The sequence below is a fragment of the Enterococcus sp. AAFC-DPL-5146 genome (assembly GCF_058216635.1).
The window spans coordinates 225,098-251,406 of sequence record NZ_CM177103.1 but is presented as its reverse complement, the minus strand read 5'-3'; the positions used below and the strand labels follow the sequence as shown (position 1 = coordinate 251,406).

Annotated in this window: 30 protein-coding genes; 5 read left to right on the top strand and 25 right to left on the bottom strand. The window is 36.0% G+C overall.

Translation table 11 applies throughout. The features are described 5' to 3' along the window. The first annotated feature begins 100 nt into the window (after positions 1–100). Entirely contained in the window at positions 101–820 is a 720-nt protein-coding gene (locus AC4BB2_RS01090) for an SDR family NAD(P)-dependent oxidoreductase (protein ID WP_490473631.1), read from the top strand. 194 nt (positions 821–1,014) lie between these two features. On the opposite strand, the gene AC4BB2_RS01085 is transcribed toward AC4BB2_RS01090, so the two are convergent. The 3 genes from AC4BB2_RS01085 to AC4BB2_RS01075 all read right to left on the bottom strand — a co-directional run bounded on the left by AC4BB2_RS01085 (position 1,015) and on the right by AC4BB2_RS01075 (position 2,208). Further along, positions 1,015–1,215, bottom strand: coding sequence for an LPXTG cell wall anchor domain-containing protein (locus AC4BB2_RS01085; protein WP_490473630.1), 201 nt, complete (start codon positions 1,213–1,215; stop codon positions 1,015–1,017). Between the two features lie 95 nt (positions 1,216–1,310). Then, a complete protein-coding gene (locus AC4BB2_RS01080) occupies positions 1,311–1,868 on the bottom strand; it encodes a hypothetical protein (protein WP_490473629.1) in 558 nt (185 codons plus the stop codon). A 22-nt stretch (positions 1,869–1,890) separates the two neighbouring features. Beyond that, positions 1,891–2,208, bottom strand: a complete 318-nt coding sequence (locus AC4BB2_RS01075; protein ID WP_490473628.1) for a hypothetical protein — start codon at positions 2,206–2,208, stop codon at positions 1,891–1,893. A gap of 230 nt (positions 2,209–2,438) precedes the next feature. On the opposite strand from AC4BB2_RS01075, the gene AC4BB2_RS01070 reads away from it, so the two are divergent. After that, entirely contained in the window at positions 2,439–3,437 is a 999-nt protein-coding gene (locus AC4BB2_RS01070) for a linear amide C-N hydrolase (RefSeq protein ID WP_490473627.1), read from the top strand. An 81-nt stretch (positions 3,438–3,518) separates the two neighbouring features. On the opposite strand, the gene AC4BB2_RS01065 is transcribed toward AC4BB2_RS01070, so the two are convergent. The 6 genes from AC4BB2_RS01065 to lacD (AC4BB2_RS01040) form a co-directional block, all read right to left on the bottom strand. Continuing rightward, on the bottom strand, positions 3,519–4,895 hold the full coding sequence (locus AC4BB2_RS01065; RefSeq protein ID WP_490473626.1) for a MucBP domain-containing protein: 1,377 nt from the start codon (positions 4,893–4,895) through the stop codon (positions 3,519–3,521). Between the two features lie 220 nt (positions 4,896–5,115). Next, on the bottom strand, positions 5,116–5,325 hold the full coding sequence (locus tag AC4BB2_RS01060) for a hypothetical protein (protein ID WP_490473625.1): 210 nt from the start codon (positions 5,323–5,325) through the stop codon (positions 5,116–5,118). 84 nt (positions 5,326–5,409) lie between these two features. After that, positions 5,410–6,333, bottom strand: coding sequence for a helix-turn-helix transcriptional regulator (locus AC4BB2_RS01055; protein ID WP_490473624.1), 924 nt, complete (start codon positions 6,331–6,333; stop codon positions 5,410–5,412). 93 nt (positions 6,334–6,426) lie between these two features. After that, positions 6,427–6,921, bottom strand: a complete 495-nt coding sequence (locus AC4BB2_RS01050; protein WP_490473623.1) for a YehS family protein — start codon at positions 6,919–6,921, stop codon at positions 6,427–6,429. Between the two features lie 116 nt (positions 6,922–7,037). Continuing rightward, positions 7,038–8,150, bottom strand: coding sequence for an alanine dehydrogenase (gene ald / locus AC4BB2_RS01045; RefSeq protein ID WP_490473622.1), 1,113 nt, complete (start codon positions 8,148–8,150; stop codon positions 7,038–7,040). Between the two features lie 194 nt (positions 8,151–8,344). Beyond that, on the bottom strand, positions 8,345–9,334 hold the full coding sequence (lacD, locus tag AC4BB2_RS01040; RefSeq protein WP_490473621.1) for a tagatose-bisphosphate aldolase: 990 nt from the start codon (positions 9,332–9,334) through the stop codon (positions 8,345–8,347). 249 nt (positions 9,335–9,583) lie between these two features. Between lacD (AC4BB2_RS01040) and AC4BB2_RS01035 the strand changes: the two genes are divergently transcribed. Together AC4BB2_RS01035 and AC4BB2_RS01030 are read left to right on the top strand one after the other, a co-directional pair. Next, positions 9,584–9,868 (top strand): hypothetical protein, encoded by a 285-nt coding sequence (locus AC4BB2_RS01035; protein WP_490473620.1) that lies wholly within the window; start codon positions 9,584–9,586, stop codon positions 9,866–9,868. Between the two features lie 21 nt (positions 9,869–9,889). Next, on the top strand, positions 9,890–10,816 hold the full coding sequence (locus AC4BB2_RS01030) for a LacI family DNA-binding transcriptional regulator (RefSeq protein ID WP_490473619.1): 927 nt from the start codon (positions 9,890–9,892) through the stop codon (positions 10,814–10,816). A 78-nt stretch (positions 10,817–10,894) separates the two neighbouring features. On the opposite strand, the gene lacC is transcribed toward AC4BB2_RS01030, so the two are convergent. From lacC to AC4BB2_RS00960, 14 genes are all read right to left on the bottom strand, one after another. After that, positions 10,895–11,836 (bottom strand): tagatose-6-phosphate kinase, encoded by a 942-nt coding sequence (lacC, locus tag AC4BB2_RS01025; RefSeq protein ID WP_490473618.1) that lies wholly within the window; start codon positions 11,834–11,836, stop codon positions 10,895–10,897. Positions 11,837–11,951: 115 nt separating this feature from the next. Next, positions 11,952–12,947 (bottom strand): tagatose-bisphosphate aldolase, encoded by a 996-nt coding sequence (gene lacD, locus AC4BB2_RS01020; protein WP_490473617.1) that lies wholly within the window; start codon positions 12,945–12,947, stop codon positions 11,952–11,954. 35 nt (positions 12,948–12,982) lie between these two features. Then, complete coding sequence (locus tag AC4BB2_RS01015) at positions 12,983–14,158, bottom strand: SIS domain-containing protein (protein WP_490473616.1); 1,176 nt, start codon at positions 14,156–14,158, stop codon at positions 12,983–12,985. Positions 14,159–14,213: 55 nt separating this feature from the next. Then, a complete protein-coding gene (locus tag AC4BB2_RS01010; RefSeq protein ID WP_490473615.1) occupies positions 14,214–14,936 on the bottom strand; it encodes a GntR family transcriptional regulator in 723 nt (240 codons plus the stop codon). Between the two features lie 131 nt (positions 14,937–15,067). Beyond that, positions 15,068–16,093 carry a PTS system mannose/fructose/sorbose family transporter subunit IID gene (locus tag AC4BB2_RS01005; RefSeq protein ID WP_490473614.1) on the bottom strand — a complete coding sequence of 342 codons (1,026 nt, stop codon included), beginning with the start codon at positions 16,091–16,093 and terminating at the stop codon, positions 15,068–15,070. Further along, positions 16,083–16,883 carry a PTS mannose/fructose/sorbose/N-acetylgalactosamine transporter subunit IIC gene (locus AC4BB2_RS01000; protein WP_490473613.1) on the bottom strand — a complete coding sequence of 267 codons (801 nt, stop codon included), beginning with the start codon at positions 16,881–16,883 and terminating at the stop codon, positions 16,083–16,085. Before AC4BB2_RS01000 ends, AC4BB2_RS01005 begins: the two co-directional genes overlap by 11 nt. 21 nt (positions 16,884–16,904) lie before the next feature. Further along, a complete protein-coding gene (gene agaV, locus AC4BB2_RS00995) occupies positions 16,905–17,381 on the bottom strand; it encodes a PTS N-acetylgalactosamine transporter subunit IIB (protein WP_490473612.1) in 477 nt (158 codons plus the stop codon). A gap of 28 nt (positions 17,382–17,409) precedes the next feature. Next, the gene (gene yajC / locus AC4BB2_RS00990) at positions 17,410–17,682 is read right to left on the bottom strand and encodes a preprotein translocase subunit YajC (protein WP_490473611.1); all 273 of its coding nucleotides are present in this window, start codon (positions 17,680–17,682) and stop codon (positions 17,410–17,412) included. 2 nt (positions 17,683–17,684) lie between these two features. Beyond that, on the bottom strand, positions 17,685–18,125 hold the full coding sequence (locus AC4BB2_RS00985; protein ID WP_490473610.1) for a PTS sugar transporter subunit IIA: 441 nt from the start codon (positions 18,123–18,125) through the stop codon (positions 17,685–17,687). Between the two features lie 470 nt (positions 18,126–18,595). Continuing rightward, on the bottom strand, positions 18,596–18,997 hold the full coding sequence (locus AC4BB2_RS00980) for a DUF1801 domain-containing protein (RefSeq protein WP_490473609.1): 402 nt from the start codon (positions 18,995–18,997) through the stop codon (positions 18,596–18,598). Between the two features lie 87 nt (positions 18,998–19,084). Further along, entirely contained in the window at positions 19,085–19,810 is a 726-nt protein-coding gene (locus tag AC4BB2_RS00975) for a YebC/PmpR family DNA-binding transcriptional regulator (RefSeq protein WP_490473608.1), read from the bottom strand. A 199-nt stretch (positions 19,811–20,009) separates the two neighbouring features. Further along, positions 20,010–20,225 carry a hypothetical protein gene (locus tag AC4BB2_RS00970; RefSeq protein ID WP_490473607.1) on the bottom strand — a complete coding sequence of 72 codons (216 nt, stop codon included), beginning with the start codon at positions 20,223–20,225 and terminating at the stop codon, positions 20,010–20,012. Between the two features lie 64 nt (positions 20,226–20,289). Next, positions 20,290–20,682 (bottom strand): YxeA family protein, encoded by a 393-nt coding sequence (locus tag AC4BB2_RS00965; protein ID WP_490473606.1) that lies wholly within the window; start codon positions 20,680–20,682, stop codon positions 20,290–20,292. A gap of 205 nt (positions 20,683–20,887) precedes the next feature. Next, positions 20,888–21,391, bottom strand: coding sequence for a VanZ family protein (locus AC4BB2_RS00960; RefSeq protein WP_490473605.1), 504 nt, complete (start codon positions 21,389–21,391; stop codon positions 20,888–20,890). A 114-nt stretch (positions 21,392–21,505) separates the two neighbouring features. On the opposite strand from AC4BB2_RS00960, the gene AC4BB2_RS00955 reads away from it, so the two are divergent. Then, a complete protein-coding gene (locus tag AC4BB2_RS00955; protein ID WP_490473604.1) occupies positions 21,506–23,314 on the top strand; it encodes a M3 family oligoendopeptidase in 1,809 nt (602 codons plus the stop codon). A 102-nt stretch (positions 23,315–23,416) separates the two neighbouring features. Here the strand turns inward: AC4BB2_RS00955 and AC4BB2_RS00950 are convergent, their stop codons facing one another. Together AC4BB2_RS00950 and AC4BB2_RS00945 are read right to left on the bottom strand one after the other, a co-directional pair. Then, positions 23,417–24,709 carry a C40 family peptidase gene (locus AC4BB2_RS00950; RefSeq protein WP_490473603.1) on the bottom strand — a complete coding sequence of 431 codons (1,293 nt, stop codon included), beginning with the start codon at positions 24,707–24,709 and terminating at the stop codon, positions 23,417–23,419. Positions 24,710–24,975: 266 nt separating this feature from the next. Beyond that, positions 24,976–26,304 (bottom strand): PcsB-like coiled-coil domain-containing protein, encoded by a 1,329-nt coding sequence (locus AC4BB2_RS00945; protein ID WP_490473602.1) that lies wholly within the window; start codon positions 26,302–26,304, stop codon positions 24,976–24,978. Positions 26,305–26,309: the final 5 nt, after the last annotated feature.

Genomic DNA, 26,309 nt, shown 5'->3' with positions numbered 1-26,309 from the left:
TTAAATTACCGATTCCTCTTAATTTTACTCCATCTGACAAAGCATAAAAACGGTGCTATTCTTTGGTGGTAATTTAAAACACCATGGAAGGATGATTTTTATGAATAAATCAATTATAATTGTCGGCGCAGGTCCAGGCGTTGGCTATGAGACAGCTAAAAAATATGGTACTGAAGGCTATAAAGTAGGTTTGATCAATATTTCAGAACCTGTTTTAGTTGAGTTAAAGGACGAATTGGAACAAGACGATATCGTAGTTTTCTATGAAGCAGCAGATGCTAGCAATACAGAAGAACTAAATAGAGCAATTGATCAGTTGGTTAATCAACTTGGCGGATTGACAACTTATTTCTATAATGTTCCCGGACCTTTAGGCAAATCATATATGCCAATGACAGATGCTTCTGAATCATTGTTCTCTTTGTTTTTACAATTAAGAGTGACCTCTGTCTTAAGTTCTATTCAACATGTTTTACCTTATTTAGAAGAAAGTCATGGCTCTGTTTTGACTACTAGCGGACAGTCAGATCGAATCGCTTATCCATACACTGGTATTATGGGTACCGCTCAAGCAGCTTTGAAAATGCTAATGACGCACTTAAATCAGGAGTTGAAAGAGAAGGATATCTTTGTTGGTTACTTCCCGTTAGATAATCCTCCTTTGATTACTGATGAGAAAAAAGAAGCCAAACGTGAAGATTTGCCTGGCGGTTTTGAATTAACTAAAGAAATGAGAATTACAGCTACAGATGTGGCAGAAGTAATTTTCAAAGAAGATGCACTTAGAGAAAACTTTGATGTTCGCATCAAAAAAGATTAACATTCATCTATGATTAAAATGTGTCTATTTATTTAGAGGCTAATTAGCTTTACTATTTTGAAAAAAAATACTGTTACGTTATTAACAGAAGTGGTCAAAGAGTTATATTTTTTCTATGCCACTCCGATTATAATAAAAAATGCCTGCTGACACTGGTTTAACAATGTCAGCAGGTACATTTAGATGTAACGAGTTTATTTACTTTTTGAATATCTAAACCAGGCGAATAAAGCTGTGAGTAACATACATCCTATCCCAAATAATATGAGTAGACTATTTGTTAATTCTCCTGTCTTGGGGAAGACGGTATCTTTGTCATGTACTTTATTTTCCGTAAAAGATTGATTTTGCTTATTATTAGAGAAAGCTTTATTAACTTTTGTATATACATACACGATTGTTTGTGCGGTTTCTCTCAGTATCCCGGTTCCATTTATCTATCCTACCAAGAGTTTTATTTCATTGTATAATTTATTTAATTTTTGTATGACTACTTATGACTATCTGAAGATTTATTAATTTTGTTGCTCCCTTTCCCCTCTGACAAAAGCTCAATCAGCTGTTGTTGCTGTTCAATCACTTCTACCAATCGTTCATTTACTTCTATTTGCCGACTTCTTTTCGTCCGTTGCAATTTTGTTTCTACCCACTGACTATTTTTTAAGATATGAAGCCCTTCAACTATATGTCCTACCAAGATAATCCCAACTGCACTAACACTCAATCCAACCAACCAATTTTTCAAAACAAGTAACTGCTCCCACGTTTGTTGTACCAAATTAGGAATACCTGCGATATTTCTTGTTGTCTGAATCAAGTCTCTCATTTGCTCCAACAGTGATAATACGCTGGGAATCAGCTGATCTAGCGTAAAAGTAGCGTGAAGAAAAATACTGGAAAGTTTTTCCTGAAATACGTTTAGTTCATTTAGACTCAAACTGTTGATTCGTTGATCGATAACGGCGTATGTTTGATACGTTTCTAACGTCATTTTCGTTAAAATCGTCAATAGGCTCAGTACTAAAAATAAATAACCAATAACAAGCATTTTTTCGCTCAAATGCCACCGATCATTTTTTTCTCAATCGCCATAAAAAAAAGCCGATCAGCACTAATCCTGCTAATATGACCACACTTTGAATAAGTACTACTATTGATAATTGATAGATCACTTGCCGTACGTTATCGACAAGTCCTTCTTGCCAGTTTTTAGATGAAAAAAAAGTTAATACGTTATTAAAAGTGAGTCGGAAATTTTTCCGAATGATCCCTTCAATAAATCCTTGCTGATTGATTACTAAATACAACAACAACGCAAGATAAATCAAACTACTAAAATGAACTATTGCTCGTATACGAACACTTTTAGCCAATCGCTGTTCCCCCATAATAAATCCTCCTCTTTTTTGTTAACCGATAAACTATAAATCCATCATATCATTAAAAATTAAAAGCCTGTATTAATATACTTTTTTGAATGTTTCTTATATAAAATTTTATAGTATTTATTTGATTATAATTTTAAACTACGTTAAACTTTTAGAAAGTTCACTTTAGCTTATATAATCTTATTTTTTAAATATATCTTTTATTTCACAAAAAGAGGGAGCGATAATCGATGTGTACAAGTGTTACGATGACAACGAAAGATCAAAACGTTTTATTAGGTAGAACAATGGATTTTGCAGTTGTTCTAGATGCTGAACCAACTTTTATTCCAAGAAAGAAATTTGTATTCGCTAATGATAAAAGCTATGATCGTAAAAACGAATATGCCTTTGTAGGAATGGCTCGTCAAGCAGATAAGAAACACTTTGTTTTTGCTGACGGCTTAAATGAAAAAGGACTTTCTTGTGCGGCTCTTTATTTTTCAGGTTATGCTGATTATAACAGCCAGGATAGTGATAAAAAATACTCTTTAGCACCTCATGATGTTGTTCCGTTTTTACTCTCTACTTGTTCAAGTCTTGAAGAAGTGACTAAGATAATGGAAAACGCTCAAGTTGAAAATGCAACGTTGGATTTTTTAGGTATCGTCTTGCCTCTTCATTGGGTTGTCACTGAAAAGACTGGTGAGAGTATTGTGATTGAATATACTGATCAGAAATTACACATTTATAAAAATGATATTGGTGTAATGACAAATAGTCCTGATTATAAATGGCATACAACAAATTTAAGAAATTACATCGGTCTGCAACCTGAGCAAAAATCAGAAGTTCATTTAAAAAACATGGTGATGAAACCTTTTGGTGAAGGATCAGGCGCATTTGGACTTCCAGGTGACTTTACTCCGCCATCAAGGTTTGTGAGAGCGGCTTTCTTAAAATCTTGTCTGGAAGATGTTCAAACAGAGATGGACGGCGTCATTTCAATGTTTCATGTTTTATCTAACGTTGATATTCCTAAAGGGGTTGTAAAAACATCTCAAGCCTATGACTACACTCAATACACATCTATCATGGTAAACAGTTCTTTAAATTACTATTATAAAACATACAATAATCAGCGAATCCGCTGTATCCAACTATCTAATGAAGATTTTAATGCTGCAAATGGAAAAATCTGGTCTAATGGTGATTCCGAAGATATTTTGTATCGAAATAGCAAAAAATAGACCGTAAAAAAGCAAAACAACGATTGAAAAGAGCCGCACACCACTAAAAATTAGTGGTGTGCGGCTCTCGTTATTCTAGAGCTATCTTCTTTTCATTCGTAAACCAAAAAGCAAACTAAATAGAAGTAAACTAACCATTCCAGTAAAGAGGAATAGTTTATTTTGTTCCAATTCTCCTGTTTTGGGTAATTGTGAATTTTTTTGTGGTTGTTCTTCATTTGTATTAGTTATTTCCTGCTCAATTGGCGCTACTTTTTCATAAATATAAGTGACTTCTTTAGATTGGTCTGTAAAAATTCCTTTGTCATCCCCAATTACTTCTTTTAACTGATAACCAGTGATTTCTTTATCAATTTCATAAGTAGTTCCTGATTCTCCTGTTAAGGTAATACTTGGCTTTAAGATCTGACCCTCTTCATCTTTGAAATAAGCAGTAACACTTGATAGTACAGGAACATTAATTATCGTTGTTGTTACGTTATTAGACTGTACTGTGAAAGGTTGTTGCCCTCTGCTAGTCACACCTTCTAATAATACATTTTGCTCGATTGAAAGTTGAGTTTCTCCAGTTACTTTTACTTGATAACTAAAGGCTATCTTTTCATTTTCGGGTATGTCAGTAAATGAATAGGCAAACTCACGACCATTCCAAGCACTATCGGCAATCAGAGAGTCATTGATTTTGGTCGTATTTGGAAGATATTCAACGCCAGCAGGTAAACTGTTTTTAAGGACACTTTCCCCAACTTTACCTCCATTATTTTCTACTGTTAAGTTATACGTCAAAATATCTCCTACTTGAGCTTCTGACTGACTAACAGTTAGCGGAATCTGAAAATCAGGGGCTACAAAAAAGTTTGGCTCCGCTAAAGATAGTGTAATTGGTGAAAGTGGCTTAATACCGCCTGCACCATCTGAGGTCTCACCAGTGAACAAACCAGGCAGGTCAACATTCCCGGTAACATCACCTACTTTTACTTTTAAATGGTAAAATATTTCCATAGCACCTGACATTACCCCTGCAAAGGGAAGATTCATTTCATTTGGAAAATCAGGCATGATACTAGAAAGACTTTCGTCATCAAGATGAGTTGGAGGCAAATAGTTGGAACCAATATAAAATGAGTCCGCCACATAATCCAATCCTTCATTAAATGAGAAAATAATATTATGATCATAAATCTCTTGATTATTGTCGTATTCTTTTAGTTGGTATCTCATAGAAACAAGATACGTTTCGCCTATCTTTAATGGTGTATTTGCGTCTATTGGCTGACCATTTTCTTGGAGTAGTTGATAATTCACCGCAACTTCACCTGGCATACTGACTCTCCCTGCTCTTGCTGAAGAATTGGACTGAGGTAATTCAAAAGCTGCTGCATGATCAACGTGAGTAAAAGTCATTAAGATAAGCATTATCACTGTTGCTACAATACTCATCCATTTTTTTTGTTTCATTTCTACTATTCTCTCCTTCTAAAATTACATTGGTGAACATTGACTCTATCACACTAAACCTGTCTTGACAACTCAGTTTTTCCAATCTATGACTTATATTGGAGGCTTTCTAACTAGAATCATTCGTTAATCATTTCTTTTACCTACCGTCTCATTCACCAATTCTACATATTCTTTTTTGTTTAACCAATGCGTAGCGCTCTTTCTTAAGTTTCCAGCCTTATCTACCGTCTACTTCAACTGTTGCATCATATTTTACTTTTGGAGCATTCACTTTTGAAATCATTACACAGTGTTTGTTATCCTCTTTGACTTCAACCACTAACTTGTCTTTTCGAGCGATAACCCATAGATTGTGTTCTTTTAAGGGGATAGGATTGAATCCTATTTCTAAAGCATAACTCCCTGAGTATTGGTAATCATCTTGCATCCATTAGACGAGATAAACTTAAACCGTATTGATTCACTATATAACAATTGACCCTAGAAAATAGTAGCTCCACATCAGCCTTCTTTAATATGTTTCACTTAATTTGATTATTTCTTGTTTATGTAACTTTTTCAATTTTTCTGGTGCAATCACTTTTACACCGTTACCAAACATCAATAAAAAGGGAACTAACGTTTTTAGTTGGTTTGTATAAACCTTTACATCTACATGATTATCTCCTACTTCGATTTCATTTTCAGTATAGTAATCATAGAGTTTGCCTAAGTCTTCTTTTTTAAAGCGTAGTTGAATGTTTTCTTCTTCCGTTTCGGTAAGGGGTAGTTGCTTATTTGAGTACTCAACAGGTTCAAAAGTATCTGTCTGAATGACCATTCGGCGAATTCTAGTTACTTTAAAATACCTAAACGCTTCCCGATTTTCGCAAAAAGAATAGATGTACCAACTACCGTTCAGAAGCATTAATTCATATGGATGAACCACTCTGTGTGTATGTTCACCTTTATTATCTATGTAATCAATCGAAATCTTTTTATCTTGTTTCGACGCAAGATTGATTTGATTAATCTTCCCCTTTGTTTCTCTTTCAATCTCTGGGCGATGCATCGTTGGTGACTCGAATGAAAAACGATTTTTCACTTTATTTTCGCTGGATGGCTTCCCTTGCAGCTGCGTAATCTTTTCTTTTATCAGCTCTTCATCATCAACGATGCCAAATAGCCCTTCTTTGACATTCAAAGCGCTCAATATAGCTTCTTTCTCTGTGTCGCTATAGGTATAGGTTCGTAACTTAAATGAATTAATTATGGAAAAACCGCCATTACGGCCTTGATGAGAAACAATTGGAAATCCAGCCATTTCGATTGTTTCTAAATCCCTAAAAATCGTTCGTTTCGTTACATCAAAACGTTGCGCTAACTGAGCGGTTGAGACCACTTCGTTATCTAAAAGCATAACGATGATTGCTAATATCCGTTCAATTTTCTGCATACTTTCGCCTCCCAAACTTTTGCTATTTTATGAATCAAACTTAAAAAAAGACAAAACTTGCACATTTCAGCTAGTTTTGTCCTAATCTAATTGTTATTCCCGATACTTGATTGCTAAACCTTTTAGAAAGTTTCTCGCATAGCGATCGCCACACTCTTTATAATTTCGATGCCCTTCTTTTCGTAAAATGGCACTTAATTCACTATCAGAAGCATAAACACCCGCAAGTCTCAGTACATCTAGCATATCGTCACTTGTAAGAGCTAAAGCAATTTTTACTTTCTTAAGCAACACATTATTGACATTACTTTGGCTAGTAATCAAAAATGTAGGTTTAGGCGCTACACCATTTTTTACAGGCGGTTTCCCTCTTTTATATGTGATCAAACCATTAAAAAAAGCTTCTAATGTACGATTATCACAAACAGCATCTCGTGGAAGTTCATCCTCTTCATTTTGCTTGGTTAATAATACCCGCAACTCTTCTCTTGTGATCTCTAAATCACCTAGTTTAAAAATCTTGATCATATCTGTATCTTTGATGTCTAACGCATAGCGCAAACGAATCAGTATATCATTATTATTCATCTTTCTCCTCCAAAAAACGTATCATCATTTCTTTAGTATAAAGCTTTTTTTCGGAGAATGCATCCATTTGTTTCAATTTAGTATTCTTTAGTAACAATCTATTTAATTGTACATACCTATAGTACAGATTGGACAGAAGAATAGGTTAAATCCAAATCCGCTGCAACCCCACGATTGGTCATCGCACCATTTAAGGTATTAACCCCAGCTAGCAATGCAGAATTTTGTTCGACAGCTTTTTCAAACCCTTTATCTGCTAACTCTACTATATATTGTAATGTCGCATTAGCTAAAGCAAATGTTGCTGTTTGGGGAACAGCTCCTGGCATGTTTGCCACCGCATAATGAATTACATCATGCTTTACATAAGTCGGGCGTTCATGTGTCGTCACTTCATCGATGGTTTCAAAAATTCCGCCTTGATCAATGGCGATGTCTATAATCACTGAATGTTTCGGCATTGAAACTACCATTTCTTCTGTAACCAAAACAGGTGCTTTGCGTCCTGGAATCAAGACCGCTCCAATGACAAGATCAGCGTCTTTAACTTGTTCTTGAATATTAAAATGGTTTGAAACAAGTGTTTTTACTGCTCCGTTGAATTGGTTATCGATGTCTTGTAGTTTCTTGATATTGACATCTAAAATCGTTACATCAGCGCCCAGTCCTAACGCAATTTTAGCTGCATTATAGCCGGAATTTCCACCGCCGATAATTGTTACTTTCCCTTTTCGCACACCAGGTACTCCACCTAGTAAAATTCCTTTTCCTTCTGGAACTTTTTCTAAAAATTGAGCACCGATTTGGGCTGCTAAACGTCCAGCGATTTCGCTCATTGGCGCTAGTAAAGGTAATTCCCCGTTACTTAATTGAACGCTTTCATAAGCAAGTGTTTTGGTCTTACGCTTCATTAATTCTTCCGCTAATGGTTTATTTGCTGCTAAATGAAGATAAGTAAATAATATCAAGTCTTCTCTTAAATATTGATACTCTTCTTTTAATGGTTCTTTTACTTTTAAAACTAGTTCTTGTGCCCAAGCTTCTTCAGCCGTTTGGACAATTGTGGCACCTACCGCAACATATTCTTCATCATGAATTGAAGCACCCAGTCCAGCATTTGTTTCCACAAAAACTGTATGGCCATGTTTGATGAGATCTAAAACGCCTGCGGCTGGTAACGCTACTCGATTTTCACCAATTTTTATTTCTTTTGGAATACCAATTTTCATTGTTCAGGACCCTTTCTAACGAACTCATTACTTATTGTTTTATTTTGTACGCTACATACTAGATTATAGTTTAATGAAAGTTCATCTGCAATACATAGAAAAAATAAATAGTTTTTCTTTCTTTTTTAGCCCTTAAATAGCTAAAAATGTCTAAAATAAACCAGTAACTGATCTACTCTAGACATTTTTTCTTTTTATCCAACCTCAACCTTTGAACGCCAAGAAGTTCCGCAGCGATCAACGATTTCATTTAATGTTTCGATATTTTCTTTCCCTTGTGTTTTAAACCAATCACGACCAGCCGCTTCACCTTCTGCCGCAAATGGTTTTACGCCTTCACGCCAAGTTGCTCGTCCGCATAAAACACCACTGAACTTAGAGCCTGCTTCGTGGGCAAATGCTACTGTTTCTTGGAATAATTTTGTGGAAACGCCTGCGCTAAGAAAAATAAAAGGCAATTCTGTTAATTCACTTTGTTTTTTAAAATAACCTAATGCTTCTTTTCTGCTATAAACAACTTCGTTTTCAGCAAAACCTTCCACGAAATTCATATTGACTGGTACTTCCATTTTCAACACATCAATATGATACTGTGGCTTAGAGAATTCAATCATTGATTCTAATACTTTATGAGGTTTGACTCTGGCAAATGTCGCTGAGTTAGCATCTGTAATTTCAGTGTCATAGGTCACAATCTCTACAAAGAACGGGATATCTTCACCGAGACATTCACTGCCTAAACGTTCGACAAAAACATGTTTTAAATGATTAATTGCTGCAGGCTCATCTGGATCATAGTAGAGTAAAAACTTGATTGCATCGGCCCCCGCTGCTTTTAATCGTGAAACAGACCAATCTTCTAATAAATCCGGCATTCTGCCAGGTATTGTCGTATCATAACCGGTTTTTTCATAAGCCAATAATAATCCGCAGTTCTTATCTCGTTCCTTCGTTGCCGGCAAGCCATATTCTGGATCAAGTAAAATGGCTGACGCATAAGGTGTTAACTCTTTTGAAGCAACCTTTTTAAAGTCCACAATTTCTTCTCCAGTTGCCATCGTACTAGCTGAGGCAATCATTTTTTTCAAGGAACCTCGTTGATCGATTGCTAAAGCTTCGATCAATCCTTTTTCATTAGATAGGCGGTTTAATGCATCCATTTTTGCTTGACTAATTTTAATCATGGTAACGACTCCTTTGCTTTTTTATCTTACTCTTACCTTGAGTATACTAGCCGTTATTTATAAAAACAAAAAGAAGCCCTCTTAATTGAATAAATATATATATAACGACATCAGATTTACTAAATCGTTTTTTTAACTGTCCTTTCTTTACTCAATCTCACCTAGTTCAGTTTTATATCTCTTTCGCCTTGACCTGATACGCGTTTCATACTTTATAGTTTAAAAAAAGACAGGAGGAATCGATTTATAATGAATAGCATGCTTGAATTAACAGATGATTTAGGATTAGATTATTATTTTGTTTCTTTATCAACTAAAGATGATTCACTCTTTATCCGCAGTTTGAATAACTATTGCAAACCTATCTATAAAGCAGTAAAATTGGCTGAAATAGAAGGATTAATGTTTGAAAAAGAAGGCGATCTTGATTCTGTCTGTTTTGATTATGAAAACGAACACTATCAATTTATCGATTATGGCAATCATTTAATGCCGTTTTTGAAAACTATCTTCCTACCGTTAAACATTCGTTAGTCATTTGGAAAGGAGTCGTTTATGGCAAATATTCGAGATATCGCTAGAATATCTGGTTATTCTGTGTCTACTGTTTCCCGTGTGTTGAACAATCATCCTTATGTAACTGAGGAAAAGCGGCTTGAAATACTAGCGATCATGCAGGAGCTAGATTATATCCCAAATGCTAAAGCACGGGATTTGAGTATTGGAAAATCCAAACATATCGCAGTTATGATCCCTTATACGAAACATCCTTATTCGGATAAGCTTGTCAGTGGTATTCTGAAAGCTGCTTTTGATGATGGTTATCAGGTGACTTTACTGCCGACAAATTATGATCCTGATGTTGAGAAAAAATACTTGGATCATCTTGCCGCCAAGGCTTGGGATGGAATGATTATTACATCAAAGAAAATATCTTTTGATGTCATTGCCGGATATTTGAAATATGCCCCCATCGTTTGTTGCGAAGATACAGGGAAATTTCCAATTTCTTGTATTTCAATCAAACGAGAAAAATCATATATCGACCTGTTTTCTGCATTGAAAAAACAAGGTTACCGAAAGATCGGGTTGACGGTTGGACGAACTGAAAAGGTCAGCGCCAGTACTAGTTTGGTTTTAGATTCTTATAAAATGATCATTGGGGATTTGGATGATTCTCTGATTGTGAGAAATTGCCGAGAGTATTCAGATGGAATAACAGCTGGCAAACACTTTTCAAAAATTGAGGATCTTGAAGTAATCGTTACGAATGGAGATGATGTCGCTGCTGGTGTCTTGCAGCATGTTTCTAGCGATACGGTAAAAGTGATTGGTGAAGAAAATTTATTATCCAGCCAACTACTAAACTTTTCCACAGTTGAACATCATTTGGATCAGTGCGGCGAAGAAGCTTTTCGTTTACTTTGGCAAGAGCAGAATAAAACCGTAACGATTCCTTATACTTTCATTGAACGAGGCTAGAAAAATAGAGTAAAATGCAACCAGCTTCTTATCTTCTAACGAATAAGAAGCTGGTTGCATTTTAGATGTCATTTAGAATTAAAAAATTGCCTCCACAATTACTTGATCATAATACGTTTCAAAATATTCTGCTGAAATCCAACCCGTTTGCTGTTCCATAGCGTTCAGCATTCCAGTCGTCATTCCTGTTTTCAATAGATGTTCATCTGAACAATGCTGGTCCATAGCTAAAGCAAATCCAGCTAAAGTGGCGTCTCCCGACCCTACAGGATTTACTACATTGATTTTTGGAATATGGACTTTATAAAAATCCCCCTCATGTTTCGCTATTGCTCCCTTAGCTCCCATAGAAACAACAATCCATTCAATGCCGTCAAAAAGCGGTTTTTTTAAGCGTTTTACTAATTCTGCTGTTGATACTTCTTCTACTTTTTCTCCAAGTAATTGGCTAATTTCTGTTTCATTTGGTTTAATCAATGCTGGTTTTTCCTTTGATTGAACAGCGTGTTTTAAAGCTTCTCCTGAAGTGTCCAATAAAACAGCGCAGTTATTTTGCCTAGCAATTGCTATCAGCGTCGTGTATAAATCAACTGATAATCCCTTAGCTAGACTCCCTGAAATCGTTACTGTCCTAACTTCACGTACAAGGTTTTGATAGTGTTCTAAAAAACCTTCTTCTTCTTTCCCAGTAACACTGGGTCCACTTTCTAAAATCTCCGTCTGCTGCCCATCGTCATGTAAAATAGCTATCGAATTTCTCGTTTCTTCTTGAATCGTATAAAATTGATGCTTAATGCCAGATTCCGTCAACTTATTTTTGATAGATTCTCCTAAATAACCGCCAACTACCCCTGTGGCAATCACAGGTTTTCCTAATAAATGAAGAACACGAGTAACATTCAAGCCTTTTCCGCCAGCTGTTTTAAATGTTTTTGTCACTCGATTCACGTCATCTAGTTGAAAATGCGTTAATGGGTATGAGATATCCACAGAAGGGTTCATTGTTACTGTTAAGATCATGGCTTTCTCCTTTTCTTTAAGCGATTAAAAAGCAAGATAAAAGGAACTTTTTAGAAATAAACCCGATCTTTCATCCCTTAAAGTTTGTGCTTTTATCTTGCTCTACTGATTATTTTTAGCCAACTTCTATTTTGTCATGCCAAGAAGTTGCTGTTTGTTTAACAACAGCGTTTAGCGTGTTAATATTTTCTTTGCCTTTAGACATCAACCACTCTACTGCTCCTCGATCGCCTTCTTCAACAAATGGTGCTACGCTGTTTTTCCATGTTGCCCGACCGCAAAGTACGCCATTAAATGTAGAACCTGCTTCTTTAGCCAATAATAGTGTTTCTTGGAATAATTTTGCAGAAACGCCCGCACTTAAAAATATAAAAGGTAATTGAGTAGCATCGCTTTGTTCTTTGAAATACTTTAAAGCTTCCTCTCTTGAATAGATAACGTCCTCAGCCTTTTCTACAAATCCCTCTACAAAGTTCATATTTACAGGGACTTCCACTTTCAAGACATCCACATGATAGCGAGGTTTTGAGAATTCTTTCATCATTTCAATTACTTTATGGGGTTTCACTTTTGCAAATTCTTTTGATCCTGTATCACTATTTTCAGCGTCATAAGAAAGTAGTTCCAAATAAAAAGGAATATTCTCACCTAAACATTCACTGCCTAAACGCTCCACAAAAACATGTTTCAAATGATTGATTTCAACTGATTCATCAACATCATAATATAGAAGAAATTTAATCCCATCTGCCCCTTGTTCTTTCAAGCTTATCACAGACCAATCCTCTAGCACATCTGGCAAACGGCCTGGTGTAGACGCATCATAACCCGTTTTTTCATAGGCCAGTAAAAGTCCTGCATTATCCTTACGAACTTTTGCTGCTGAGAGTCCATATTCAGGATCTAACAAGATCGATGAAGAGTAGGATGTGAGTTCTGTTGAAACAAGTTCTTTAAAGTCACTAATTTGTTCTCCCGTCGCTTCTTTTCCTAACGCCTGAATCATTTTTTTCAAAGCGCCTCGTTGATCAATTGCTAACGCTTCGATTAATCCATCAGTTGTAGATAAACGATCCATTGCAGCTTTTTTTTCTTTACTTATTTTCAGCATATATTCCGCTCCCTTATGTTTTATACTTCAATTATTTAAGTGGTTAGTCGATGAATCGTGACCCCTTTTACTACACGATTAACGCTGCCTGTAGCTGAAGGTGTATCTGGGGTATTTTTGACTTGTATAGAACTATTTAAAGCCACTGTTTGAGCAAACATAACATACGGCAATGCTAAATAAGCATCCGGTAACAAAATTTTTTTTTCGTTAAAAGTAAAATGGTTTCCTTGATCGTTATCCTTTGAACCAGCTTGATTGATACTTATTACAGCTTCAGCGATTTCATCCCTAGCAAGTTCTGTAAGGATATCATTATCGTATTTTCTTGTGTAAGGATCATTGCTGACAAAAACAAAGACGATTGTTTTTTCATCTACAAATGATTTTGGTCCATGTCTAAATCCTAAAGAAGAATCAAACACCGTCGCAATTTTACCTGCTGTCAGTTCCAGCACTTTTAATTGCGCTTCTCTAGTCAGTCCTGATAAACTACCAGAACCTAGATAAACAATTCGCTGATACTGATTGCCAATCAACTCTAAGATTTCATTTTCCCGCTGGATAACCTCTTCTCCCATATTCACTAATGCACTGATATAGGTTTCTTTCACTTCAATCTCGGTTACATCAAAAACCAATAATCCAGTTAATGTCATACAACTAAAGCTGCCGGTCATAGCAAATCCTTGATCGTTGGAACCTTCCGGCATTAGTAATAACAAATTACGTCCTTCATTTTTTGCAGCTTGCGCCAATTGTCCATCTGGTGCACAGGTAATAGTAATATGATAAACCGTTTCCACAAGTTGATTTACTAAATCGACTGCAGCTAAACTTTCTGGAGAATTACCACTTCGAGCAAATGACACTAATACAGTAACTTCATCTTTTCGTAAATACTCTAATGGGGCTCCAACAATATCTGTTGTAGCAATACTTTCAAAGGTAAAATGTTGATTGTCACCTTTTTTATTTAAATACGGGACGATTGTATCTCCGACATATTGGGATGTTCCTGCACCTGTGAAAATGATGCGGATTTTTTTATCTGATTCTTTTTTTACTTTTTCAAGAAACTCAGTAATCACAGGTTTTTGTTCTTTATAATTTTTCAGTGCTTCCTGCCATAATTTAGGTTGCTGTTTTATTTCACTTGTAGTGATTTGCGCTCCTAATGCGCTGAGAGCTGCTTGATTCTGTTCAAACATGGGAAACTCCTCCTCATAATTAGAATGAATAATCAGCTACCAGCAAAAAAACTTTTTAACGAGTGTGACGTATTTTATAACGGAACTGATCAGAACGGGCAACGCTCAATGTAAATTCGATGATATCGTTTTTTATATTGTAGGTTGTTCGAACTAGATTCAGACTAGGCGCACCTGAATGAACTTGCAATAGTTCAGCATCTTCATCGCTAGCTATACTAGCATAAAATTCTTCATCTGCTAATTTGATTGTTTCATCAAAGTCTTCTTTAAATAGGTTATACAGTGGTTTTTGTTCCAACTGTTCTTTTTTTAAGAGTAAAAATTTTCGATATGGCAGATACGTACGCTCAACCATCATAGGCATACCATCTGCTAAGCGGAGACGTTTCATTTTAACGATCTTTTCGCCAAGATTCAGTCCCAGATGTTCTGCAAAAAATTTATTTGCTTCAATCACATCAAAAGAGAGAATTTTCGTTTCAGGTTTCTTCTTTAACGCTTTCATCTGTTCAGTAAAGCTATAGCCACTCGCAAGGTTAGTTGCTTGCTGATTAATGTTTGAAACCATTGTGCCTCTTCCATGTTGTCTGTAAATGTAGCCCATTTTTTCTAATTCCTGTAAAGCTAAACGGACAGTTGTTCTACTTAATCCATATTTATCGGACAATTCACGTTCAGAAGGAAGTTTTGCATGAGGCTCCAATTCATTTTCAATTTGTTCTTTTAATAATTCCACCAACTGATCGTATAACGGTTGTTTATTTTTTTTATTCATTTTTGACTCCCCTTTTCTGGTATCTACCACAGGACAAGCTTATCTTATTCTAATAGCAAAATCAACTGATTATCCTGTCTGGTATCTTTTTCCTTATAGAGGAGTTTTGTATTTACAAGTGCCTAAATGAACTACGGCCAAATGGTTGGCCACAAACCAAAACCTGATCCTAACAGACCAATTACGAGAACTAAGCCAATACATTTCAAAGGCGTCCAGCCCCGTTTGGATAGGAAAAAGTAAAGAATCAAGGTTAGAGCTAACGGGATTACTTGGGGTAAAATGCCATCCAAGATTTTTTGAATATCAATGGTAACAGGTTTGCTTTCATTTTGGTTAAAGGTAATTTGATATTCTCCAGTAGCCAGTTTTTTTACAGCAGCATTTTCTTGAAGTTCTTTTGTTAAGCTGCCATTATCTTCTTTTTTATAGACAAATTCATCATATTTATGTTGTTCATTTGTTGGAACGATTGTCGTCACTTGAGTTACTTCATTGGTTGTACCATTGGGAATTTGAACATTTATTTTAGTAGCACCATATACACAAGTTAATGCCCCTACAACAAAAATTCCGAGAATACTTGCAGCACGAGTAAATTCTTTTGCATTTTCCGTTAAAACTCCGATTGCATCTGTTCCCAGTTTGTACGACCAACTCATTAGAAAGAAACGTAAAGCAAATTGAGCCACATTAAACACCAACAGAAAAATAAATGGTGCAGCAATATTTCCATCAATCGCCATATTCGCCGTAATTCCGGCAGTAATCGGAACTAATGTAAACCAGAATAACGCATCACCAATCCCGCCAAGCGGTCCCATTGCTGCCACACGAACGGCACGAATCGTTGGAATATCCGCTTTATTTTGTTCCAGAGATAAGACAATCCCCATAACAAAGGTTACTAGAAAAGGATGGGTATTAAAGAACTCCAAGTTATGACTCATTGACGCCGCAAGATCTTCTTTATCCTTACCATGAATTTTTTTTAAGCCAGGTAAAATCGCATAAAGCCAACCACCTGCCTGCATTCGTTCATAGTTAAAAGAAGCCTGCAAAAAGAGTGAGCGCCATACCATTTTATTCAAGGTCTTTTTATCTAAGCTAGCAGCTGGCGTCGTATTTTTATAAGTATCTGGAATGTTATATGCCATCTTCTTCACCTCCAAAATTAGCAGTCGCAGGTTGTTTGAATTTTATTTGAACTTGATAATCCCAGAAAGCTAAGGCAAAACCAATAAACGCCAAGATAATCAAAGCAGGTCCGCTTAATGCAGGGGCGGCCATTACAATTACTGCCATTGCAAAACCAAAGAAGTAAAATCCCCACATTTCTTTTGAAACCATCACTTTTAGTAAAATAGCGAAACCAACGTAACGCATCATTCCACCAGCAGCACTTAAGCCACCCATCAACCAAGCTGGAATACTATCAACAACCGTTTGTCCAAAGGCTTGTCCGCCGATAAAGAATAAAACAACAATAATTCCGAAGATCGTTCCAACAGCTGCCATCGCTAGGTAGTTGATTCGATCAATCCCTTTTGTATTCCCCTCATGCGCATAGTTATCTGCTATAGACATAACTGGTGACATCAGAGAGAAAATTAACGTTACGCCATATTGCCCCAACAAAGAAAATGGGATTGCTGTAGCTACAGCAACGGTAGGTTCTAATTTAAGTGTTATCGCTAAGACGGCTGCCATGATTCCGCCAATAACTGCATTAGGTGGCTGTGCTCCACCGACAGGCATATTGCCGATTGTCATCAACTGATAGGTACCGCCTACGATCAGGCCCGTTTTTAGATCTCCTAAAACTAATCCAATAACCATCCCTGTAACAATAGGCTGATAAAGCGATTCCAAAAAACTGAATTGGTCAATTGCTGCGATAAACGTAATAATAAAGACTAACACTATCTGCAAGAAACTATAATCCATTGTTTGTCCCCTCCTGTTATATCAACTAAATAATTTATTGCTGTCTTCAATCGATGTTGTCGGAACCCGTCTGATCTCTAGCTCCACGCCTAACTCTTGTAATTTTTTAAATGCCGAGACATCTTCAGCATTCACTGCAACAGTAGTTGCCACTTGTCGCTTTCCTTCCGCCATATGCATATTGCCGATATTGACCTTTTGGATCGGCACTCCGCCTTCTACCAAAATCAAAGCATCTTCTGGATTTTCTACAATGATAAAAATTTTTTGATTAGGTGAAGCTTTGTCAATAATATCAATCGTTTTTTCCAACGAAAAATAACGCGTAGCAACTCCTGCTGGTGCCGCCATGTCCATTAATCCTTGCCTTACTTTATCCTTTGCTACTTTGTCATTGGCAACTAAAATCAAATTCGATCCTAAGGAACCATTCCACTGAGTTGCAACTTGACCATGAATGAGGCGATTATCTATACGAGTTAATAAAATGTTTGGCATAATGTGTTGCTCCTTTCGTTTTTGCTTGTTAGATAATTTCGGAAATGGCATAACGTGAAACTTCCATTATTTCTCCAGATTTCACACGAATATCTACTGTTTCATCTCCCACACGAGTTAAATCTCCACGAATCCCATTTAAAAAAATCACTTTTTTGCCAACAACTAAATTCTGATGTAACTGTGCAAAATGCTCTTTTTGTTTGTGTACTCTCTTTAAATTGAAGAAAACGTAAAACAACACCATCACAACCAGTAAAACGAACATAATTCCAGCATAAACAATGATTTTCGTAAACATCTTCAAATCCCTTCTTCCTCTTTGTTTGACTGATTAGTTGCGGGAATAATTAATTGACCTTGTATAATTCCCCTTTTGCCTACATCCATCATTTGCTTTGTTAGCTGCTGAAGATTTTCACTTGCAATGCGCATAGTACTAAATTCAATCAGAATAGGTAAGTTTATACCTGTAAGCACGGTGGCCTTATCATTCCCATTTGATGCCAACATAGCTGTTTTGAAGGGTGTACCGCCAAGAAGATCAGAAAGAATCAAAACACCGTCACTTTCACTTCCTAATTTTTCCACGGCTTGTTTCATCTGCATTTCGAATAATTCTAGACTAGTACCATCTTCAAATGGTATCACTTCAAATAACTCCTGCGGTCCTGCTATCATCTCCAATCCACCCATCATTCCTAAAGCGAAGCTGCCATGACCTGTTAAAATACAGCTAATCATTTTTATCCTCCTCTCCAACTGGTAGTAACCACATACCGAATATAATGTAAACCGCTTTCTTTGTCAAGCAATTTCTAACTATTTTTATCGATAAACATAATAGAAAAACCTTTTAAAGCTTAATAAGACAGTATTTATGTAAAAAAACAAAGATAGATCCAGGATTCTTATGATATTTTTTTAAAACAAACCACTTTCTATAATCACAACGTTGTAACATTCATATTTTTTGTTTTAACATTAAGCAAAAAAAATAGAGCGAAACAAAACGACAAATCAGTTTTGTTTCGCTCCCTAAATCTGGAATAAATGGTGAGAAAAAAGTAGACTACACTTCGATCATATCAGCTTCTAAGGGATAGATACTTTTACCGTGCCCTTCTCCTCTTTATTCTAACTTATGACTACTATCCAGACTAACTAATATATCCTAACGTAAATTCGTTAAAGAAACTATTAGCGCGTTGGTTTTAATTTTTTTGATGATACGTCAATGCTCTTTCAATACAAAACGTTAACTCTTTGATTGGTAATTCTTGTTCAGGATCAAGCACGATTGCTCGATTCTTAGAAAACTCAAAAATATCACCAAACAAAGCTCTAAATTCTTCTACTAATGTTGTTTGGCAATGAAAGAAAACTGCGATTTTTTCAGTGCTAAAACGATCAATACGTATGGGGCTACCTGATTTTGTCACCTTAGTTGCATAAGAAGGCTGATTCCACTTTAAACTTTCTTCCAACTCACCAACAACTGGCAAGCCCGCAGCAGTATCAAAAATTAATTCCCTAATTTCCAGTAAAGGTTGGCGATAGCCTTCAGGATAATGTTTAAAAACAGTAGCTACACTTACATCTGTCATTTCTTTCATTTGCATAATCTCCATTCATTTGATGCCTATAAATTAACATACAAATGATGACACCTTTTTGTCAGCATTTAATCTCTAACAAGAAAATCATATATCCGCAGAAGTAAAGACTTCCGACACATCATCATCTTCTTCTAGTTTATCAATCAAAATTTGTAACTGCTCTTGTTGATCATCTGCCAATTCTACTAAAGTTTGAGGGATCATTGTCAGTTCAGCTTGAGCTAAAGTATAACCGTCTTTTTCCAATGCATCTCTGACCGTTGTGAAATCTTCTGGCGCTGTATAAACTTCAAATACTTCTTCGGATGTTTCCAGATCTTCTGCTCCTGCTTCCAAAATATTTTCAAACATCGTATCTTCATCAACAGAAAGTCCTGCACGCTCAATTGCAATATAACCTTTACGATCAAACATGTAACTCACAGAACCTGTCTCACCTAAAGAACCACCATTTCTAGTAAAAGCCACTCGTACATTAGTCGCTGTACGATTACGATTATCAGTCAATGCGTAAACTAAAATCGCAACACCTGCTGGTCCATATCCTTCATAAGTAATTTCATCATAGTGTTCGTTCTCACCAGCACTACCAGCTTTTTTAAGGGCACGATCAATATTGTCATTTGGCATATTCGCTGCTTTTGCTTTATCCATCACCAATCTTAACGCCGCATTCGTTGCTGGATCAGTCCCGCCTGCTTTTGCTGCTACGTAGATTTCTCTAGATAATTTTTGGAAAATCTTTCCTCGTTTTGCATCTTGTGCATTTTTCCGTCCTTGAATGTTCTTCCATTTACTATGTCCTGCCATTGGAAATCCTCCTTATATTATACGCTTTTCAAACGTTCATTTACCTTCTATTTTACTATGGTTCCTAATACTTGCAACCTTTACTATCATTCCAGCCATTTCCTACACTAACGTAGCATATAAAATTATGATTTATTATTAAACGAACTAAAAAACAGGGAATACAACCTATTCTAAAATAAGTAGCGTTCCCTGTTTTTTAATCAACAATCGACAATCTAAGTACTGTATTCCTTAATGTAAATACCTCTCCTTCTTTAAAAGGAAGGGTACATTCTTCTTGTTGTTCAGTCAACAACTGGATATTAATGCATTGCGTATCAGCAAAAATACGATAAGCAAACATCCCTAAACTAGCGATTGTTGAGGTATCTCTTGTTTTATTTTTATTAATAACTACCTTCTCTATTTCCATCACTCCCCCTTATCATTATAGAAGGATTTTTTTATTTTAGCTATTTTATTTATAATTTTTTTAATTACAATAGTGGGATGATCCTTTTTGGTACGTCTAGTTGATTGATTTCTTTCCAGTTTAAAACCCCTTGTCCCTTTACTGTTAGTTGAAGAAATTTATCTGATTTTAGCTGTTTTCCAAACGAAATATATTCTAACTTCCGTTTATCACCATTACGATTATAGCAGGTTTGAACATAAGTAAAATTCTCTATTTTACTGACTGCATCTGGAAATTTATACTCATATCTTTTAGTTGTCTTAACATAAAGAATTTCAGTTTTAACTAGCGGATTTAAACGGTCAATTATGGCAGCAGTAGTTGATGTATTGTTATATGTATATATCCTAAGCCCAACTAAAGCAATTGCAAAAAGAGCAATTATCGCTAACACTGATTTGCAGAAATGCTTCATCAGAGATCCCTCACTACTTCATTTTTTTGTTTCATTCATCTTATTTATAATAGATTTTTTTCACTTTATTTGCATCCAGCTTAAGACCGATTTTTTCAATTAATTTAAAAAAATAAATAATAAGCCATTCTATCTATCAGAATGACTCATTATTTCCATATAAATGGATCAGATTTATAAAAATTAGACGGTGTAGGAAAATGATTTATTTTTTCCTTACTTTTTTAATCCCAATGACAACCAAACAAAAAACAACAGCAGTCAATGCTCCTATAGAATCAAGCATTACATCCTGGAACAACGGCGTTCGACCGCCCGTCAACATCTGATGATATTCATCCAATCCTGCATAACCTGTTGCAGCCAGCCAAGCAACAACACCGATTAGAAGTGGTTGTTTCACTTTCATATTCAATCCTATAAACCAGCTGCCACCTAATAAAAAGTACGTACCAAAATGAGCGCCTTTACGAATAAAGAACTCGACGAATTTTATGTAGCCTTTTGCTTGGATACTAACTTCGCTTCCAGCATAGCTAAATGAAATTCCTTTCAGTTGTTCTTCAAATGGATGCCCACTTAATAATTTTCCTAGTAAACCAACTTGAGATTGTTGTTGATACGTTTGAGAAGAACTGTAAAATAATACAGCCATAATCAAAAATGCTGCAACTATATAAAAGTTACTATTTTTCAATTGTTTTTTCAATTCGCCACCTCGTTTCTCTTACTATAGTAGCCTTTTCTGATAAAATAAACAATCACTCAATCTTTTTTATTATGATATACTAGAAGAAATACTCTAAGAAGGTAGGAATCGGACATGACTTATTCACTCATTTGGGATTTAGACAGCATTTTTCCTGGTGGCAGCCATTCAGTACAACTTGAACAAAGAATGAAGAAACTAAAAGAACAAAGTAACAGCTACTATCAATTAATCAACCAATGGCAGCCAGAAGAAGATATTGATTATAAAGAATTAAAAGAAATTTTGAGTTTACAAGGAACAGTTGCTGATGGCTTTTCACAATGTAACAGTTTTATCAATGCTCTATCATCTGCTGATACAAAAGATAAAAAAGCTAAAATTTTATCTGGTGATCTTTTTGCTTTATTACCAGCAATCCAGTTAGCCGAAACAATTTTTAGTAAAAAACTGACAGAAATTTCTACTGAACACTGGCAAACTCTAACAGCTCTACCAGCCTTTGAATCAATCGCCTTTCGTCTTAATGAAATTCGTCGCGATGGGAAACAATTACTTTCTGAACAGGAAGAAAATATCATTAATACACTTGCTTTAGATGGACTTAATGCTTGGAGTAGTCATTATGATACTATCGTTGCCAGCATCTCTATTCCATTTAAAGAAAATGACCAAACAACAACTTTCCTTTCTGCTGGTCAAGCATTTAACCGTATGATGAGTGATCCTAATCCGAAAGTCCGAGCTGAGTTATTTGCGGAATGGGAAAAAGCTTGGAGTGATAAAGCTCCATTATTAGCGGATACTTTGAATCATTTAGATGGCTTTCGTTTGAGCCAATATAAGTTGCATGGTGTCACTGATTTCTTGGAACAACCATTAAATTATAATCGTATGCAAAAAGAAACACTCGATGTTATGTGGTCAACGATTCAAAAAAATAAACAGCCTTTTATTGACTTTTTAACACGTAAGGCACAATTATTCGGAAAAGAAAAAATGGACTGGCAAGACCAAGATGCACCGATTATCTTAGGTGATTTGAAAGAAAAAACGTATCCTTTCAATGAAGCTGCTGATTTTATTTTAGAAAACTTTGAAAAATTCAGCCCTAAAATGGCAACATTTGCCAAGGAAGCTTTCGAAAAGAGCTGGATTGAAGCCGAAGATCGTCCTGATAAACGCCCAGGTGGATATTGTACTGAACTTCCTGAAACCAAGGAATCTAGAATATTCATGACTTTTGGAAACTCAATTAATGAAGTCGCAACCCTTGCTCACGAATTAGGCCACGCTTTCCACAGCAGCGTGATGTGGGATCTGCCAACACTTGATCGAGAATATGCCATGAACGTCGCAGAAACGGCTAGTACGTTTGCAGAATTGATCGTCGCTGATGCTACATTAAAAAAAGCTGAAACACCGGAAGAAAAAATCAATTTATTAGACACTAAGATGCAAAATGCGATTGCGATGTTTATGAATATCCACTCTCGTTTCATTTTTGAAAATAGTTTTTATGAAGCACGTCAAAAAGGATTACTTAGTGAAGATGAAATTACAGAATTAATGCTTGATGCACAAAAAGAAAGTTACCAAAATAGTTTAGGATCATACCATCCTCATTTTTGGGCCAGTAAATTACATTTCTTTATTGATGATGTGCCATTTTATAATTTCCCTTATACATTCGGCTATTTGTTCAGCATGGGTATTTATGCTTATGCAAATAAACAAGGCAGCGACTTTGAAGACCAATACATTGCTTTGCTACGAGATACTGCATCAATGACTTCAGAAGATTTAGCTAAAAAACATCTAGGTGTAGATTTAACAAAACCAGATTTTTGGCAGGCTGGAATCGATCAAGTTATTAAAGATGTGAATGAATTTATGGAATTAACAGAAGAATATATCAAATAAAATAAGAGAAGTTTCAACTTAAAATGTTGAAACTTCTCTTTTTGTTTACAAAAAAAAGAACCAGACAGTTGTCTGATTCTTATATTAGTCAATTTAATGAGATTACATACGTACGGCAAAGCTTGGTGTGAATGAACCAACATTGCTGTACTCAACGCCTGTACTTTCGTTACCAGCGTGGATATAACCACCGCCACCTGTAGCAATTGCTACGTGGTAAGAAGCGCCTGGGCTACCCCAGAAATATAAATCTCCTGGTTGTGCTTCTGCTACGGAAATACGTACGCCAGCACTTTCTTGAGCTACTGTGTAACCACCGACATTACGGCCAGTTGAATTCATGAATGCGTAGAAGACTAAACCAGAACAGTCAAAACTGTTAGGTCCTTTAGATCCCCAAACATATGGTTTACCAACTTGTGCTGCAGCAATAGAAATTGCTGAACCGCCAGTTGCTGGTGGAGGTGTTACTTGACCACCGCCGCCACCTTGTGGAGGTGTCACTTGACCACCGCCATTATTTGGAGGGGTTACTTCGCCACCAGTAGAAGGTGGTGTTACTTGACCAGGTTCAGAAGTTCCAGTACCTTCTTCTGTTGAACCAGTTGTTGTTTGTTCAGTAGATGATGCTGTAGTTTTAGCAGCTGCAGCTTCTTCTGTTGCTTTTTTAGCATTTGCAGCAACTACTTTTGCTTGTTCTGCAATACGCGCTTGTTCTGCGATTGCTGCTTCTTTTTCTTGTACTAAGCCAGCTTTTTGATCTTCAGCTGTTGCTCTTTCAGCAGCTAGAGTTGTTTGTAATACATTCAAATCAGCTTCTGCTTTCACAAGATCGCCTTTTTGAGCTTCAAGTTCTACTTGACTCTCTTGAAGTGCTTGAACTTTTTCTTCATTTTCAGTTTTTTTAGATTCTACTGATTTTTTATCTTCTTGTTGTTGTTTTACTAAATTGTTGTTTGCATTAACAATGGTAGTCATTGCAGTTACACGAGTGATTGCATCAGAAACTGATTTTGCGTTTAATAATGCGTCCATGTAGCTAGTGCTGTTACCGTTAACTTGTACGTCACGTGCTTGATTTTGAATAGCAACTTCACGTTTTTCGATACGTTTTGTTAATTGAGTGATTTCTTTTTCTAAGTTAGAAGAAGTTTCTCTTAATTTGCCTTGTTCGGCAATTAAAGTTTCTGCTTTTTCGTTAATAGAAGCTACTTGATTTTGCACCGCAGCCACTTGGCTTTGAGCATCTGCTTCTTTTGATTTTAGTCCAGAAATTGCTTGATCTTTTTGTTGAATTTTTGAGTCCACTTCATCTGCTAATGAAACTAACGGTAATGCTACAGATGTTAGGGTTAATGAGCAAATCATTAGTAATGGTAATATACTTTTTTTCAAAATTCATTCCTCCGACTTTTTACTTATAATTAATTCGTTCATCGTTTGAGTAATTTTCATTCTTTTATTAACAACGAAATCATTGTATCATAATCACATGTCATACATATAAAGATAATGTTACAGGAGTGTTTCATTTTCGATAGGTAAAAATGACAGTTTAAACTTGCTCTTTTTTGATACTGTTTTAATAACTTAATAAAGATAATACCCTGCAACAAAAATCACTGAATTTTTGCTGCAGGGTATTGAATTTTTTAGTTTAATTATCCGGGAAAACGCCATACAACAGCTCTAAAGTTCGCTGCATATGGACTTGGTGTCCAACCAGTTGTTGTTGAAACATAACCAGAACCTGCTGGATTATTTGATTCAACGATTTGAACTGAACTACCGTTAACACCCACGACTAAGACTGTGTGAACACCATCTAACCATGCATCTGGGCTAAGTGCATTTTCATATTGAACTACATCACCGACTTGAACATCAGACCAAGATACTTGAACCGCACCTGATTGAGTGTATCCACTATGAGGACCACCTGGTGAGAATCTAACTCCTGCTGCATTCAGCCAATTTTGTACAGCTACGATACATTCGCCACTTTGACCCCAACCAGTTGGGTTAGTTTGTCCAACAGCATTCAAAGCGATTTGCGCCGCTCTTTTCTTAGCTTCGGACACGCCACCAGTACCGATACTGCTACCGCCACCATTGCCTGGTTTCCCTGAAGGCGTTTCAGAAATCGGTGCAGAAGGTGCTTGATTTGTTGTTCCATTTTCTTCTACAACATTAGTTTTAGCAAGACCTGGATTTGCTGCTTGTGCTTCCGCTAATTTTACAGCCGCATCTGCTTCTGCTTTGCGTTGTGCTTCTTGATCCTTAGCTTGTTTTGCTTGTTCTTCTTCTAATTTCTTTTGAGCTGCTGCTTTTTGACCAACAAACTCAGATTTTTTGTTTTCTTCTGTTGCACGTTGTGCTTCTAAATCATTTCTTGCTATTTCTTGTTGTAGTTTCAGCGTGTCTAAAGAAGCTTGTTTAGCATTTAATTCTTTTGCAGACGTTTCTAGGACAGAAACTTGTGTTTCTACTTCTTTAGTCTTTTTTTCTACGTCTTTTTTATCAGATGTCTGTTGTTCTAATAAATCATTATTCGCATTAACTAGCGTTGTAATTCCTTGAACTCGACTGATTGCGTCTGAAATTGATTCAGAGTTAAGAATCACGTCTAAATAACTAGTGCTTGTTCCGCTAACTTGAACATCACGTGCTTGATTACGCATTTGCACTTCTCTTTTTTGAATACGAACATTCAAATCAGAAATCTCACCATATAGTTTTGTGATTTCATCTTTAAGTGTTTTTTTCTTATCTGTTAATTCATCGATTTTTGCTGCTGTAGTCAACATATCTGACTCAATCATTGCTAATTTCGATTCTGCTTCTGATTCTTTTGTTTTTAGTCCATTGATGATTTCGTCTTGCTGCTGGATTTTTGTATCATAGTCATCTGCAATTGCAGCAGCGGGCGCAGCTATTGTAGTAAGTGTAACTGAACAAACCATCAATGCTGATAATATACTTTTTTTCAATTTAT